Raw genomic sequence first — 16,801 nt, forward strand, 5'->3', positions numbered from 1 at the left:
GATAAAAAGCTGGCTATAGGGGGCATCCAAGAAAGATTCCACCTCTCAGGAAACCTTCTTCACCCCAAAAGCCTCCACCTCCCCTTCCAGGGAGAATCCCGCCGCCGCAGGAATGCGGATCATCTGAAAATCCTCCACCCGCACCATGAGGCGGCCGTTGGCATCCACAAGGGCCATGTCAAAGAGATCCGTCTTTTCCAGTTCTGCCTTTTTCTCCGTCACACAGACATAGGCCGTGCGGGCTTCGGGCATATCAAAAATCCGCATGCGGCTGAAGGAAGAGGGCAGCACAGGCGTGCCTTTTCCCAGCATGTTGAACAGGCCTCCGGTCTGGAACATGGCATCCAGCAGCACCACAGGGATTCTGAAATCCGGCCCCTTGACACCGGCAAAGAAAAAGCCCTGCCCCGGATCCCGCATCAGGGTGACAAGCTGCCTGCCGTCAAAGCCCGCCACGGACTCAATGCTGCGGAAGACCCCGTCCATGAAAAGCCGGGTGGGCCGGTAGATAAGATCCCCGAGGCTGCCCTTGTGGCGCAGGCCCGGCAGATCGGGAATGGCCATGAGGTGCACGCCGGGCCGCAGATCCGCCGTCTGCACCCTGCCCGTATAGTGCAGGGTTTCCGTGGTTGCCGAAGAACCGGGCCGTGTGAAGGAAGAGAGCATTTCTACAGTAACGCTATCCGCTTCAGGGCCTTTGGCCCGGATTTCCAGCCGTTTGGGACGGTTTTTTAAGAGCTTGATTCCATAGGGAATGGAAAATTCCTCGATTTCCGTCACATAGCGCCTGCCGCTTACCTGAAGGGCCGCCTCGGCCAGGGTTTCAAGGCCCGTGGCTCCGAGGAAAAGGGGAACGCCGTCCAGGCTGTGATCTTTGAGGAAAAGATCCCGCTCCAGGGTCAGGGTACGGACAAAGCGGGCCGTTTTGCCGTCCGGCTCCAGCCCTGCATCCAGAAAGGCATCCAGCACCGGCCCCTGACCGGCAAGGGGCAACAGGCCATCGGGATCAAAGGCCCGGTCTTTGCCCGTGAACACGGCCTCGCAGGGTTCGGGGCTGCGGCACTCCCCAAGGAAGAAGCGGATTCCCGCATCTAATGGCAGGAAGGTGAGGCCCCGGCTTTCCAGCACGGTTTTCACCGAGCCCCGTGTGGCCATGCCCGTGCCTTCCCAGGCTGTCCAGGCCAGCACCTTGGTGACGCAGTGGGGCCGCTTCACCTGTTCCGCCAGCACCATCTTGCCCAGCATGTCGTTGGCTGCAGTGTAATCACACTGACCGGCGTTGCCAAAGCGCGCCGTGACCGAGGAAAAGGCGAAAATCGCCTTCAGATCATGGCCGGAGAAGGCTTTCAGCAGATGGGCCATACCCCTGACCTTGGGCGTGAAGACCCGGAGGAAGGAATCCAGAGTTTTCTTATCAAAGACCTGGGATTCCTCCACACCCGCCCCGTGGATGATGGCATCCACCTCCGGGAAGCTTTCGGCCAGTTTCTGAACGGCGGCAGCATCCGTCACGTCCGCAGACACATAGCGTACGGAAACGCCCTTTTCCTCCAGAAGACGAAGACGCTCCGCCGTGCGGTGCAGGCCCTGCATGCGTTCTGCGGTTTTTTTCAGGTGCAGGGGAGACAGCCCCGGCATCTTCTCCGCCAGACGGGCCATGAGATCCTTTAAGGAAAGCCCTGCCGTATCCGGAGTGAGATCCTTTAAATCCGAACGGCCCACAAGGATAAAGGCCACATCCTTTTCTTCCTCCGCAAGGGCCTTCACCATCTCAAAGGTGATGCCCCCTGCCCCGCCGGTGACAAGGACGGTGCAGCCGGAAAGGATGTTCTTTTGCCCCTGAGCCTTTTTTTCAAGGAGGGTGGGCAGGAAGCGGGTTTCTCCCACAAAGCCCGTTTCCACCCGACCATCGCCGGTGAGGAGTTCCTTCACAAAGCGGCTGGCCATGGAGGGGGCATCAAAGCGCCTGTCCCCGAAATCCGTAACCTTGATGCGGGTATGGGGAAATTCCCGGGCAAGGCTCTTCAGAAAGCCGGAAAAGGCCGCCTGCACCGGATCCGGACGCATCTCGCCTTCCCGGATGCCCATGGCCGTAGGAAAGATCACGGACTGGAAGGCGGGCATGGCAATGAAGGCTCCCTGCCGGTTTAAAGACTCCCGCAGGGCATGGATGACGGTAAAGAGGGCGGCGGGCATGCGCTCACGGCCTTCTGGCACCTCGGTATTCAGGGGGTGGAGCAGCACAAGGCCGCAGAGATCCGGATGCTCTTTGGCAATTTCCCCAAAGAGCAGGGCGCTTTTTTCCGCATCCCGGTCTTCAAGGAGATAATCGCCCCTGTCCCGGCCTGCGGTGAGGATTACAGCACCTGCGGCTTCAAGGGCTTCCACTACCGGTGCGGCAAGGCCCTGATCGTCTAAGGTCACCAGCACCTTGCGGCCGGAAATGCCAAAACGGGGGCCTGCTTCCGCAGGAGCTTTGCGTACATCCGGCACAAAACGGAAAAGCCCTTTTTCACTGTGGCCGGGGTCTGCCGGAAGAAGAGAAGAATCGTCTTCGCTTCCGGGAGATTCCGCAATGGAATTCGCCTGCCTTCCGTCTTCTTCGGGGGCGCTGGCCCCCTTCTGGGCCGCAATGTAGTCGGCAATTTTCCCTAAGGTGGAAAGCTCCCGCAAAGGCGCATCCTCTTCGGCCCCAAGGCCAAAATGCCCCATGACCTTAGAGAAAATCTCCACCTGTTTCACCGTATCAATTCCCAGATCCGCCTCCAGGTCGAGATCTTCCGCCAGCATGTCCGTGCCGTAGCCCGTCTGCTCGGAGAGGATGTTCCGGATTTCTTCAAGAATATGTTCTCTGCCGGAAGCACCTGGGGCAGAAACTTCTGCCACCTCTTTTTCTTCAAGGGATACCGCGCCCGACTGGGCCGCAATGTAGTCCGCAATTTTCCCTAAGGTGGAAAGTTCCCGCAAAGGCGCATCCTCTTTGGCCCCAAGGCCAAAATGGCCCATGACCTTAGAGAAAATCTCCACCTGCTTCACCGTATCAATGCCGAGATCCGCCTCCAGGTCAAGATCTTCCGCCAGCATGTCCGTGCCATAGCCCGTCTGTTCGGAGAGGATGTTCCGGATTTCTTCCAGAATATGTTCTCTGCCGGAAGCACCTGCGGCAGAAATTTCTGCCACCTCTTTTTCCTCAAGGGAAACTGCGCCCGACTGGGCCGCAATGTAGTCGGCAATTTTCCCTAAGGTGGAAAGCTCCCGCAAAGGCGCGTCCTCTTTGGTTCCAAGGCCAAAATGCCCCATGACCTTGGAGAAAATCTCCACCTGTTTCACCGTATCAATTCCCAGATCCGCCTCCAGGTCGAGATCTTCGGCCAGCATGTCCGTGCCATAGCCCGTCTGTTCGGAAAGGATGTTCCGGATCTCTTCCAGAATCTTCACCCGGGAAGAGACCTTCGGCGCTGCCTTTGCCACTTTTGCCTTCACAGGGGGCGCGGGCGCTTTTTCCCCGGCAACAGCGGGAAGGCTTTCTCCGGAAAAACCCGGAGCCGTTGCCAGCACCAGCACCCGGTTTTTCATCTTGAGGGCGGGCTTTTCCATGCCGGAGATGGCGGAAAGCCAAGCCTCATAGGCGGCGTTATTTTCCGTGGCCCGTTCTTCCGTGCGCTTCACCATGAGCAGGGCAAAATGGGAGCCAAAACCTGCGGAAAAATGCAGGCCGTACTGGAAGTCTCCCTTTTCTCCACGGCTGAATTTCAGATCGCTGAAATGCTCGGGCACCTTCTTCAGATGGGCCACGGGCGGGGTCTGGCCCCTTTGCAGGGCTTTCACCATCACGGCGTCTTCAATGGCCGCCCCCAGGGTATGGCCCGTGAGGCCCTTGGTGTTGGTGATGGTGATGGTAGCCGCATCCCCGCCATAGGCTGCGCGCAGGGCTTCGATCTCCGCATCCGCACTGCCGCCCCGTGCAGGGGTGAAGGTTTCGTGGGACATGAACACCATGCGGGAGGCGTAGCTTTTCGGATCAAGACCATGGCGGGCCTCCACCTGCCGCACGAAACGGGCCATGGTTGCGGCCAGATAAGGCACATCAATGCGGGTGGTGTGGAAGGCCGCATTGGCAAGGAAGGTGCCAAGGATTTCCGCCTGCCCCTCAAGGCCCCGCTCTCGGATACGGTCCCTTCTTTCCACCACAAGGGCCGTGGCCCCGGCGCCCAGCAGGGTGCCGTTGCGATCCGCATCAAAGGGTTTGGCTGCTTTGGAAATCTCCTTTTCAATGGAGGCCGCGCCTAAACTTAAAAATCCCGCACTGATCCATGGCCCCTGACCCGAGGCCGTGGCGGTTTCCGAACCAATCACCACCACCCGTTCACAGCGGCCGCTGCGAATCCAGTCTTCGGCCACGGCAATGGCCTGGGTGGTGGAAGCACAGGCACCGCTGAGATGCACATTGGGGCCACGGGCCCGGATCAGCTTGGCAAAGTGGGCCGAGGCAAGGGGGGTGATTTTGTCGAGGAAGGTGCTGTCAAAGCGGTAAGGCTCCTTTTTCTCCCAGAGGGGACGGATGGCGTGGAACCAGCCCGCCACCCTTTGTTTGAGATTGCGCTCGCCGATGTTTTCCATGAGATCATAGTAGAGGCTTTCAAGGGCCCGACCCGGCCCGTCCTGATAGCGGTGCTGCTGGAAGGCCTCCATTTCATGGATGAGGGTTTCCCATCCGGGGAAAAGGCCGGTGAAGATGACGCCGGTTGTCTCCTGCATGGATGCGGGCAGGGCCAGCTCCTCTCCGGCAAGGCGGGAGCCTGCCCTGGTCTGGCCTTCCAGCAGGGGAATGCGGGCATCCTTCAGGGCTTCCAGACCTGCGGCCATGGCAAGGGCAATGCTGATGTCCTGCCCCTTTTCCAGACCATACTCCCCTTCCGGATCAAAGAAGCCGAGTTTCCCCGCAAGGTGGATCACCTCGTCCGTGGAGGCGATGTCCACAAAACGGGCGTTGCCTTCCGGCGTTTTGTGCAGCCTGCGGATTTTGCGCTGGAACATGGCCTCCTTTTCTTCCTGCCCCAGTGCTTCAATAAAATTCTGCCCCTGTATGAGACTGTCAAAATGATCATCGGAAAAAACGGCCCTGCCGCTTCCGGGAAGACCCACGGAAACCCCTGCAATGGAAACAGCTCCTGTGTAGAAACCAAAATTTTCATAGGCTTTCAGGCGAAGGCCTTCCTGCTCTTTCTCATATTCCTCCAAAAGGGCAGCTTCCATGCGGCTGCGGTTGGCCTCTAAAAATGCGGCAAACCCTTGGGTTTGATCCTTTTTCATGGCGGCATTTCCCCTGACTTGGGTCTGATTTCCGGTGGTATGGTTCTTGGGCTGTGGCGGCATCTCTCTTTTTTCAGAAAGGGCTTTTTCCCTGCCAAGGCTTACGAGCAGGGCCTCCATGCTGGCGGTTTCACCCTTTTTGGGGTCAATGGCAGAGCGCAGATCCAGCCCTTCCAGACGGTGGCTGTCCACCAGACGGGCCAGAAGATTGCCCGGCCCCACCTCAAGGAAGGAGCGGCAGCCCTGATCATAGAGGTGGCGCACCCCTTCCATGAACTCCACGGGAGAAACCATCTGCCGGGTGAGAAGCGCCTTTACCGCGTTCTCATCTTCGGGATAGGGTTTTGCCGTGACATTGGAGATGATGCGGGGCAAGGCTTGGGTCTGAAAACGCAAGGGAGCGAGGGCCTTGGCCATGCCTTTGGCGGCATCGGCAAAGAGCGGCGTGTGAAAGGCTCCGGAAAGGTTCAGTTTGCGGAAAAGCACACTTTTCTGGGTAAGAAACTCCCCAAAGCGCAGCATGGCCGTTTTTTCACCGGAAACCACGGTCTGACCGGGGGCGTTCTTGTTGGCGATGTACACCCCTTCGGCATTGAAGGCCGTAATCAGATCCGCCACCTCCTGCGGCCCTTTGAAAACGGCCATGATGCTGCCGGGAAAATCCCCTGCGGCCCGCTGCATCAGAGAAGAGCGGGTGAGCACCAGAGAAAAGGCCGCATCAAAATCTAAAGCGCCCGAGGCAAAGAGGGCCGTATATTCCCCAAGGCTGTGGCCCAGCCAGGCATCGGGTTTCAGGCCCTTTTTCACAAGCAGGCTGTGGATGGCAGCAGAAGCGAGAAATACCGCAGGCTGGGTGTTTTCCGTGTGGTTAAGATCCCCGCCCTTTCCTTCAAACATCAGGCGTAAGAGACTTTTTCCCCGTTTTGCCTGAAAGAGCCTTTCCGCCCCATCCCCGAGGCTGCGGATTTCAGGATAGGCTCCGTAGAGCTCCCTCATCATGCCCACCTTCTGGGCTCCCTGACCGGAAAGGAGCACGGACATCCCGCTAAGGGTGGCTGGCAGGGCCAGAGAGGGCTGCAGGGAATCGGTCCGCCTTTCTTCTTTTCCGGCCTCTTCTTTCCGGAGGAAGGGCGGCAGGGCAGAAACCACCATATGCCCATGGTTGCCCCCAAAGCCATGGAGGTTGGTGGCAAGGGCCGGTCTTCGCATCTGGCCAAAATCTTCGGCCGCATCCGGGCTCACCAGAGGACCGCCCGCTTCCATGAGGGTGGTTTCCGGATCAAAACTGTGGTGGGGCAGTCTTTTTCTGTTTTTTTGCATGAGAAGGAGCCGGGAAAGGATAATGGCGGGATTGGCTCCTTTGTAATACCCGTATTCCGGCTTGATATTGCCAAAGGAAATGCCGGAGGCACCGTCAAGGCCCATGTGCACGGCCCGTTTTTCCATGCTGTCCGGAATTCTGTGGCCAAAGCCGAAGGGATCGAGGTGGTGCAGGTCCGAAGGCAGCATGCCCGCTTCCCGGTAGGCTGCCCGCATTTCCCTTGCCAGCAGATTTTCTGAAAGGGCGAAAACACTTTCTCCCGCTCTGGAGGCCATGGCAATGCTGCGGATTTCTCCTAAAATGGGAAGCCCCTTTTCCTTTGCTTTCCCATAGGTGGTGAGCACCTGCACCGCAGCCCCTTCCGAGAGGTTCACGCCTTGAGACTTGCCCTTGTCCCAGAAGCGGGTACCGTCCTTTGAAAGCAGACCCAGACGCTTGAAAACGAGGAGGGCCGCAGGATAAAAGGCCGAATCCACCCCACCGCTGATCACATAATCGCAGCGGCCGGACACAAGGTGCATCATGGCTGCCCGCAGGGCAAAGCCCGAAGAGGCGCAGGCCGCATCCACGGTGAAATTGGGGCCGTTGCAGTTCAGCACATTGGCCACCCTGCCGGACACGATATTGGTGAGCAGCCCCGGTGTGGTGTCTTCCGTATTGGGCGGCAGCCGTTTGCGGAAGACGGCGGTCAGGGCTTCCGCCAGCCTTGCACTTTTTTCCGGAGAAAGGCCCTTGGTTTTTTCCATGCAGGCCGCCACAAAATCAAGGCGGATGCGGAGAATGTTTTCCACATGCCGGGTACTGGATATGGCACCCAGCATCACCCCGACCCGGTTGGCGGGAGTTTTCAGCGCCTCTTCCAGACCCGCCCCACGGATGGCCCGATCCGCCGCCGTAAGGGCCAGAAGCTGGCCTCTGTCAATGAAGGCAAGGCTTTTGGGCGGAATGCGAAAACGCATGGCATCAAAGGTGAAATCCCTGCACAGACCGGCTTTGAGGAAGGGAATGCGGTATTCCCTGTCTTCTTCGGCATAGGTTTTTGCATCAAAGCCCAGATGGGCTTTTTCCGTGAGAAGGCTTTTTCCCGAAGCCATGGTTTCCATGAAGCTTTCTTCATCCCCGGTTCCGGGCAGCACCAGCCCCATGCCCGCCACCACGATGCGCTGATCATTGGGATCAAAGGAAAGGTCGGGAAACACCTCCCGCTTAAGGGGCCTGTAATCTGGGGTGGGGGCTTCCAGCACGCAGTGGTAGTTGATGCCTCCGAAGCCATAGGCGCTGACCGCAGCCAGTAGTGGCTGGTCTTTTTCTGAAGGCCAGGGAGAGGCCTCCTTCACCACAAAGATGCCCGTTCCCGAAAGATCGTGCACCGGCCCCAGTGCCTCAAAATCCCCGTTGGGCGGGAGGATACGGTGGTTCAGAGCCAGAAGAGCCTTTAAAAGTCCTGCGGCTCCGGCCCCTCCCAGAAGATGGCCCACCTGACTTTTGGCGGAACTCACCCCAAGGCTTGGGTTTTTGCCATAAAAACCCTTCACGCTTTCAAGTTCTGCCGCATCGCCCATGCGGGTGGAGGTGCCGTGGGCTTCCAGAAAGGTGACGGCCTCGGGCGAAGCGGGCCGTTTCATGTTTTCAAAGGCTCGGCCCATGGCCAGTATCTGCCCCTTCACATTGGGAGCGGCAATGGCCTTGCCCTTGCCATCGGAGCTGGCGCCCATACCCCGGATCACGCCAAAGATTTTATCCCCTTCGGCCATAGCATCCCGCATGCGCTTCAGGATAAAAACCACGGCCCCTTCGCCCAGCACAAAGCCGTCGGCCCGGCCGTCAAAGGGCCAGGAACCTTGGGCGGACAAAGCGCCCATCTTGGAAAAGCCCACAAAGGTTTCCGGAGCAAGGTTGGTATTGATGCCTCCCACGATGGCCGCCTGGGCCCTGCCGGAAAGAAGCTCCTGCATGGCGCAGTCCAAGGCCGCAAAGCTGGTGGCACAGGCCGCGTCGATGAGATAGTTGGGGCCTTCCACTCCCAGGCAGGCGGCTACCCGGCTGGCCTCGATGTTGAGGACAGCCGTATCCGGCGGCTCATTGCGGAATTTTCCCGCAAGGCTTTCCCGGATCTCTTTCACCAGAGCCGCCTTTTCCCCTTCTTCAAGGGCTTCAAACTCCGGCAGGTCTTTCAGGACAGAAAGGATTTCCGGAGTCCAGTATTTCATGTGCAGATCATGGGTGAGTTCATTGCCAAGGCAGGAAGCAAGAATCACAGGCGTTTCTAAAGGAAGGGTTTTACTCCCCTTACTGTTTTGCACAGAAAATCCACCGGAGTTGGCTGCCTGATACGCGGCTTCCAGAACCAGCTGCTGACTGCGGGAAAGGCGGGCTCCGGTTTTGGCATCCAGCCCATATGTGACCGGATCAAAGGTAAAACCCCGAACATCGGCAGCAACCGAGGTGTAGCTTTTATCTTCCGCACCTTTATCCTCACTCACATAGAGGGTCGGCAGGCGACTTTCCTCCATCTTCCGGATGGAAACATGGCGGTTTAAGATATTCTCCCAGAAAGCCTCTGGCGAAGGAGCATCCGGCAGCACACAGCCCATGCCCACCACGGCGATTTCATCATAAATTTCCCCATCGGGCCGGGTGAGCCGTTCCAGACTGTCGAGATGCCGCCGCAGGGCCGTCTTGTTCTCAAAAAGATGAGCGTGAATGGATTGTATGGTGCAGGTATCCTGGAAGAAGACCAGGGAATCGCCCACGCAGAAGTTGCCCTTTTCAAAGATGTCCTCTTCTTTAAGCATCTCGCATTCGAGACTTTTTCCGGAAAAATCCGGCACCATGCCCTTGGCTGCAATGAGAAGGGAGCCCATGTTGTCCTTTTCAAAGGCATCTTTCCGCCCGGAAAGGGGATCGCCCTTTTCCATGCGGCTGTGCTCCAGCTCCCGCATTCTGAGGGAAAAGGGGCTGGCCAGCGTGCGGGAGGGAAGGCCTACGGTGCGGCCAATCACCTGGGTTTCCTTCTGGTGCAGCACTTCCTTCTGATACCGGGCATGGAGAGCGCCCGTTTCCACAATCTCACGGGTGAAAAGATAGGCCGTGCCCACCTGAATGCCGATCTTAAGGCCCCTTTGGGAAAGACCTGCGGCCATGCCGGAGATGAAATGGGAGGCCGCTTCCGTGGAAATGCCCCCTGCATACACAAGGGTTTTTTCCTGTAATGCAGCGTCATCCAGCTGAGACAAAAGCTCCGTGCCCATTTCCCAGAGCACAAGGCTTGAGAGGGAGCCCACATGGCCGCCGCACTCCGTACCTTCCAGAATGAAACGGGACACCCCGCCGACAAGGGCATTTTCCAGCATGCGGGTGGCGGGGGTATGCAGGTAGGTGCGGATACCGGAGGCTTCCAGCTCCCGCACCTGGGCGGGGCTTCCCCCTGCGATAAGGGCAAAGGGAATGTTGAATTTGCGGGTAAGGTCCATGTGCTCGGTAAGGTGGCGGTTGAAGGCCTCAATGCCGATGAGCCCCGCACCGCAGGGAATGCCCTTTTCCGAAGCCTTTTCCAGCATGGTTTCCGCCAGTGGAACAGGCAGGCTGCCCATGGCAAAAAAGGGAAGGCCTCCGGCCTCTGCCACCTTCTCGGCAAAGTCCGCATTGTCGCTGATGTTGGCCATGGGGCCCTGCATGATGGGGTACCTCACCCCGTGCTCCATCGCCAGGGGACTTCCGGCCCGTAAGGGGTCGGCCGTTTCCAGAACGGCAAGGCTTTTTCTCACTTCCTCAAAAAGCCCGTGGATCATGGCTTCCACACCGTCGCCCCTGCGAAGAAAATGCCTTGCAAACACGGCATCCTGCCCCAGATAAAAAAGACTCTGCACGCTTTCCGCAGACCCATCGGAAAGATCGGCCATTTTTTCCTTCAGGGTTTCAGAAAGGATGCGGGCTTCTTCGCTTTTCTGATCCGCACCCAGCACAAAGCGGGGCTCCAGCTTTTTCAGATCCTGGGCCACACGGGTGCCGAGCCTTGCAAAAAAGCGGTAGCGGGAACCTTCCGGCCCTTCCAGCAGCAGGGTGTCGAGATCCTCCATGCCATGGAGAAGTTTGCGGAAATTCTCCCCAAGGGGAGATTCCCGGCAGAGCCAGAGCTGGGCATCCAGCACAAGGCCGCTGGCTCCTGCACTGAAAAAACCCGCTGCCGTGTGCATGCCCACCCCTCCGTGGATAAAAAGGGGAAGATCACTTGCCTCAAGATACTCCTGCATGAGAATGAGGGCCGTGTGCCGGGAAACGGAGCCTCCGGCCTCAAGGCCCTTCAAGACCAGCCCATGAACACCCATGCGGGAAAGCTCCGGGCCGTGGCCCGTGTGTTTGATCTCCAGAAGACGTTTGACGGGCCAGGCTTTCAGATCCAGATTCTTTAAGGCATCCTCAAAATCATAGGAAAAAATAAGGGCTTCCAGATACCGGGGGGGATTTTTTTTAAGCTTCTCCAAAAGGTCTTTTCGGGAAAGGGGAACCCGGATGGCAAAGAGGATGTTTTTTTCATCCAGCGTCCTGCCTGCCTCCAGAAGGGTTTCGGTGTCCATGAACTCCGCATCCAGAACCGGAAGGGCCCCTCCCCTGTGCAGGCTTTCCATGTAGCTGAGGTTAAAAACTTTCTGGGGCAGACAGGCAAGCAGGGGAAGGCGGGAATCCAGTAGTCTCTGCATGGGCTTTTTTTCTCCTTTATGGCGGGGCCTTTAAAAAATTGTAAGGCCCGAATGTTGCGGAAGGATGGGTAAAAATAAAGGGGTCTCCCTGTTCTTAGGGAACCGGAACAGGGCCTTCAGCAGGATGTGTGCCAGAGAGAAAAGAAGTGGAGACACAAGAAGAAAAAATGGTAGCTAAAAACTTAAAATAAAAGGAAATATACAGGCAATAGCAAGCGAATAGGGTTGAAAGCATATTAATCAAACTCTTCAGACCGACATGCATCATATGATCAGATACATTCAAAAAAAGAACAAACAAAGATTACCTTTGATACGGACATGGATGGAATGGCTTTAGGGCTTCAGGTCTCTGCCAAACTTAAATCTGAAAAGGGGAACCCAACAAATGGGTTCCCCTTCTCTTTCCTTCAACCAATCACCCGGAAACAGGCATACTCAGATATCTTTTAATCCTGCCTCGGAAATGTGTAAGTTACTGAGGTTTTTTCTGTCTGATAACCCTGATGAGTTTCATAGGTAATCGTAGCCGTATGGGCTCTGTTCACAACAATACCAGCAGGCACAATCACCCGGATCGTTGAATTACAAGTTCCACTTGCATCTGTTATGCAAGGGGTCGCCCATACATTCACCGCTCCATTTATTTCCACTGTAGGAAAAACATAAACATAGGGCAGCAGGATTTTATCCCCACCGTCCCTGACCGTTAGAGTTACATCCATATCAACACTTTCAGCACTGCTAAACTTATCCGGCCTTGCTCCAATGGTCCAGGGGGCAATAGAATTAAAGCGCATGGGAGAATCAGCCACAAGGGTTGCTTTATTGTCACTGCTGCTCGCAACAAAGTAGACCATGGTGGATGCTTTTCTGTTATCCACAGTCCTCCCAGTACTCACATAATCCATATGCCGCGTAAGGTTCTCGTCATAACGGAGGTCAACACCATGGGGAAGTAGCTCCCCTGCATAGGGCGTAGTAGAATGTGGTGTCTCATCAATATTAAATCGGCCCCAATGACGATGCTGATGGCCAATTTGAATGGTACCCGAATTGGCGGGATATACCAGACGGATCTCGCCCCTGCCGCGATTTGTCACCACCGTCCCTTTGGTATAGGTACCATCCGCCATCAAACCTTCGACAATGGCCATGGTGCTGGCACCAATGACATATTCAGGTTCTTCTATGAAGGGAACCTCCAGGGGATCCGCAGTAGGTGCCGTATGTTTATAAGCCTCTGTTGTTTCAAGACGTTGCGAATCTAAAACGGTTCTTACGGTACGAACCTTGTCCTCTGCCGGGGCATTGGCTATGATGACCCTGTCACCATCTTCTATATAGCGCCTGTAGTTATTCCGTACCACATAATCCGTACGCAGATCTACGGAAGGATTGACGTCAGAAACCGAGAAGTCCCTGCTTCCCTCTGTTATTTTCCCCTTGGCCCCCCTTGATATGACAGTATCAAGCACACCGATATTAATTACCGTGCCGTCAGGAACCGGATTTCCATAACGATCATTCACCATGAGAGAACCCTTTTTGCTATAGAAACCCGTTTTAAGATCCTCTATGGCATCCAGAAAAGGAGCGCTCAGGGTAATGCTGTGCGGTGGCCCCGAAGCAATGGAAACCCTTACTACGGTCTTGACCCTATAAGTAGCATCCAGCGCCTCAATCAGTATTTCCACAATTCCGGAACGGGTACCTGACCTGAGATTAATGGTTGCAGCACCATTTTTATCGCTGGTGAACTCAATAAAACCATTCGCGCGACTGTCAATCATCTCTTTTCCCGTGGGGGTCGATATGATGGTACTTAAAAATTCCCCGCCATTGGGCCTTGCAAGAAAGGATGCCCTTAACCTGTGTCCATCGGGGGTGCCTGCTGGACTACCCGCCTCATCAATAATCCGAAGGTTGACCCCTGTATTATCTACCTGCCCAACCCCTGTAACGGCAATCTCATCCAAAGACAGGCCATAACGGATACTGGAGGGCTCTCCCGAGCCCAAGGAGCCAAAAATCAGCTCCGCCTTATCAATATCCCTGTAGTTTGTAAGCATCAGTTCCGCAAACCCGGGGCTGTCCGCAGCCTGAACTCTGAAAACCGTGCGCCCCGAGACCGTTTCCTGGGTATAGCCCGGCCCTGCAATACCACCCGTTGGGGTTAAAAGATCCCCTGAGGACATATAAAGCTCAACCCGGGTTCCATCCTGAACAGGGTTACCGAACTTATCTGCAAGAACAACGGTCACACGACCTTCTGACTTGCCATCTGCCGGCAGACTGGCAGGATCAACAACAATCCGGGAAAAATCTCTGTCAGGGTCTCCAGCGATAACCCGAAGCTCTCCTTCACCGGAAATACCTGCCGAAGTAACAGAAATTCTTGCTTCACCAACCTGCTCTGGGGCCGTTAACATAATCCTGGCAACACCTAGATGATCTGTCACGGCTTCCCCTGTTTTTACATCCGGATCATCTTTGGAAAAAGAGCCAAAATTAGTGGAAAACGCAACAGGCACCTTTCCAATTGGCCTGTCAGAGTTGCTATACGCTCTTACGACAACGGCCCGTTGCTCACCAACAACAACAGCTCCCATTGCATCCAGTTTCAAGGATGCAAGTACAGTGTCTATGGGTGCATCGGGATCTTCCGGACCAGGCCTGACAGCAGATCCATCACCATCATCCCCGCACCCGGCCAGAGGCAGGCAGAGCAGCGCTATCAATACAGCCATACCCAGAAGCCTGAAGCATTTTGCCATCATGTTCATGCCATCCTTTCAAAAAATTTTACAGTCCCTGTCACCCAGAGAAATATTTCCTATATTACCCATCAATACCTGAGGCCTACCCTAAAGAACCGGATTTTCGAGCTGCACGATTCTGGGGGTAAGAAATATGAGAAGCTCTGTTTTCTGTTCCGTTCTGTTATGGCTTTTAAAAAGCCAGCCCAATGCGGGTATTCTCCCTAAAAATGGAATCTCATTTCTGTTTATAACCAGATCAGAAGTTACAACGCCGCCGATGACAATGGTGTCTCCGTCATTGACCAGAAGCTCCGTATTCACGGATTTTGTGCGCATGGAAGGACCTTCTGAGGTCATCTGATGTAAATCGTTTTTATTAATACTGACTTCCATGGAAACACGATTGTCTGCGGTAACGTGTGGGGTTACATTCAAGGTAAGATCGACACTTTTAAAGGCAGTCAGCGTATTGCCATCCCCATCACGGGTCTGATAGGGGATTTCCACACCCTGAGTTATGGTTGCTGTTTTGTTATCAAGGGTAACAATTCTTGGAGATGCTACAATCTTTGTTTCTCCCCTTGTTTCACTCAGGTTTAGCTGGGCATTCAGGGCAAGCTGTGTACCTGCTATACGGGCAAAATGAAGACCGATAGCCCCTTCTCCCTTGGGCGTATTCAGAGAAAAATTGTATCCATACTTGCCACCAAGATCACTTCTGTTAATTGTCGCATAAGGGCTGCCATCAGCACCACGACTGCTTCCTCGCCATTCGGCTCCAAGGGTTCTTCCAAAGCTTTCGCTCGCCTCCACAATCCGTGCTTCTATCACCACCTGGGGTGTAATCTTGTCAATTCTTTCAATAATCGTTTTTGCACTGGCAATGGCCTCCGCCGTATCCCTTATGATCAACTGATTGTTACGGTTGTCTGCACTGACCCGCCCCCTTTCCGTAAGAACATTCTGGACATGGGGGATAATCTCGGAAGAAACATTGGAATAATTGATAAGAATATATTCCGTCATAAGGGGAGCCAGATCACTTTCCCTCTGCTCATTTTCCTGCCTTGCCCTGAGAACCTCCTGCCTGAGGCTCTCCTCCCTGCGCAGGGTTGTCATGGTGGCAATACGGATAATATTACCCTCCTCTACCATACCCAGTCCGTTCATACGCAGAACCAGATCCATAATCTGGTCCCATGGAACCGGATGCTCAAGGCTCATGGTCACCCTGCCTGAAACATCCTTGTCTATGGCAAAGTTTTTGCCACTGATATGCTGAAGAATACGGAAAACATTTCTTATATCTGTATCAAAAAAATCTATGGAGATGGGAGTTCCCGTAAACACAGCGGCAGAGGGAGCATGACCTTTATTCCCTGCAAGTACCTTTTCTTCCACCAGCTCTGCCTGTTCCGTCAAAGGGGATAAAGGAGCAGGGACGGAGGCGGGCACATCATTGCGATTGCCTGGCTGCATATTCACCGTCTGTGCAACAGCAACTCCGGCAAACTCTGCTTCTCCATGCTTAAAAGCCCCTTCAATGGGCCTCGGACCTATGGAACTGGCTTCAAAACGGACTTCCAGACGATTCCCCTGAGGATTAACAACATAAGCAACTGGCTCGCGCATATCAATCAACAGCAATGTTTCACCGGAAGATCCCTTTTTTGGGGTTATCTGATCCAGCGCACTTTCAAAGCGAGTTGTCATCAAATGACGTTTATAACGTTCCGAGAATGCTGTGTTTTGGAGTGAAAGCCTGATGCGGTTTTTGCTTTCAGTAATTACATCATGGGCAACTGGCCTGTCCGTTTCAATAAAAAGCTGTGACCGTCCTTCCGGTAGCGATGTAAAACCCAGGTTTTTTATGACCGCAGGCTTTTCTGAAATTACAGGAGATTTATCCTCTTCTTTTTTTACCTGCGCAGTCTTTAAAGAAGCCGGAGCCTTTGCAACAAAGATTTCATATCCTTCCGCAACGGACCTCCCTTCAAATGCTTTTACTCCCTGCGCATCCGTATCCAGCACCACCCGAACCTTATCCGGATAAGCATAGTGGCGAACGGAACGGACATGGGGGCTGTCCACACCAAAACGCTGCTCCCCCTTAAATGGAGAAACAAGTCCTGCAATATCCAAAACAATTCTTGGTGGATTTTCCAAGGCAAACACATGCACATCTTTAAGAGAACGGCTGGCCATAATACCAACCCGTACACCCTCATCATTTATTTCAGACTTCACTTCCAAAAGGCGGGGAGAAGTATTTCCCGCATCGGAGAGTCCAGATATTTCGACCAGATCATCTTTTTCTTTTTCCCCCCGAATATGCCCCTGGCTACCAGCTCCATAATTAATCTGACCCGCAGAAACCCCGCCTACGGCAATGCGTATACCCGCATCCCCTTGGGATTTAACCTCATAGGGCATATCTTCCGCCAGAATCATTGACAGTCGTACTTCTGTCTCTGATATACTTTCAGCTGAGACAGACAAGACAGACCCGGCGGAACCTTTTACGGGCAAAGCATCGGAGGCCAGAAGGGTATCCGGAAAATACAGCCGCACTCCGGGCGGATCCTGCTCTTTGACTGCCGTATAGGCAAGATGCCCTTTGGACTGTACAAAAAGAACGGTTTTTTCATCCTGAACATCCAGATAAATTTTTTCTATCCGGTTTTGAACAGCATCCATTTTCCCCT

3 protein-coding genes are annotated in these 16,801 nt (G+C 54.8%); all 3 read right to left on the reverse strand.

The genetic code is table 11. From position 1 onward, the window contains the following. Nucleotides 1-45: 45 nt before the first annotated feature. Nucleotides 46-11,334, reverse strand: a complete 11,289-nt coding sequence (locus LZ24_RS05175) for a type I polyketide synthase (RefSeq protein ID WP_144683056.1) — start codon at nt 11,332-11,334, stop codon at nt 46-48. Nucleotides 11,335-11,783: 449 nt separating this feature from the next. Beyond that, complete coding sequence (locus LZ24_RS05180) at nt 11,784-14,114, reverse strand: Ig-like domain-containing protein (RefSeq protein WP_144683058.1); 2,331 nt, start codon at nt 14,112-14,114, stop codon at nt 11,784-11,786. A gap of 87 nt (nt 14,115-14,201) precedes the next feature. After that, nucleotides 14,202-16,793, reverse strand: a complete 2,592-nt coding sequence (pilQ, locus tag LZ24_RS05185) for a type IV pilus secretin family protein (RefSeq protein ID WP_144683060.1) — start codon at nt 16,791-16,793, stop codon at nt 14,202-14,204. Nucleotides 16,794-16,801 lie beyond the last annotated feature (8 nt).

Source organism: Desulfobotulus alkaliphilus (genome assembly GCF_007830435.1).
In the GTDB taxonomy this organism is placed as follows: Bacteria; Desulfobacterota; Desulfobacteria; order Desulfobacterales; family ASO4-4; genus Desulfobotulus; species Desulfobotulus alkaliphilus.